This window comes from Actinoplanes subtropicus (assembly GCF_000721705.1).
In the GTDB taxonomy this organism is placed as follows: domain Bacteria; phylum Actinomycetota; class Actinomycetes; order Mycobacteriales; family Micromonosporaceae; genus Actinoplanes; species Actinoplanes subtropicus.
The window spans coordinates 1-377 of the sequence record NZ_JOJL01000161.1 but is presented as its reverse complement, the minus strand read 5'-3'; the positions used below and the strand labels follow the sequence as shown (position 1 = coordinate 377).

Annotated in this window: 1 protein-coding gene; it reads left to right on the top strand. The window is 70.0% G+C overall.

Annotation, left to right across the window (positions count from 1 at the left end; all coding sequences use genetic code 11):
• On the top strand, positions 1–240 hold a 240-nt coding region (locus tag IH26_RS0152645; protein WP_030443830.1), incomplete at its 5' end, for a transposase.
• Positions 241–377 lie beyond the last annotated feature (137 nt).

Here is a 377-nt window from a genome sequence, read left to right as displayed (position 1 = left end):
ACGCTGCGCGATGTCGGCCGTGAACTCGGTGTCAATCACGAGACCCTGCGCGGCTGGGTCGCCGCCGCGAAACGCGCCGACGAGCAGCGTGCCGGCCGCGGCAGCGCCGACGGTGGCGAGCTGAGCGGCGCCGAACGTGACGAGCTGCGCCGGTTGCGGCGCAAGGTCGCCGAGCTGGAGCTGGAGAAGGAGATTCTCCGGAAGGCGGCCGCCTATTTTGCGAAGGAGATGGGTCATTGACGGGCCGCTACCGGTTCATCTCCGAGCACCACGCCGTGTACGGCGTGACGCGGCTGTGCCGTGTTCTGGCGGTCCAGCGCAGGCAGGGCTACTACGAGTGGCTGGCCGCTGAACCGGCGAGGCAGGCCCGCCAGGAC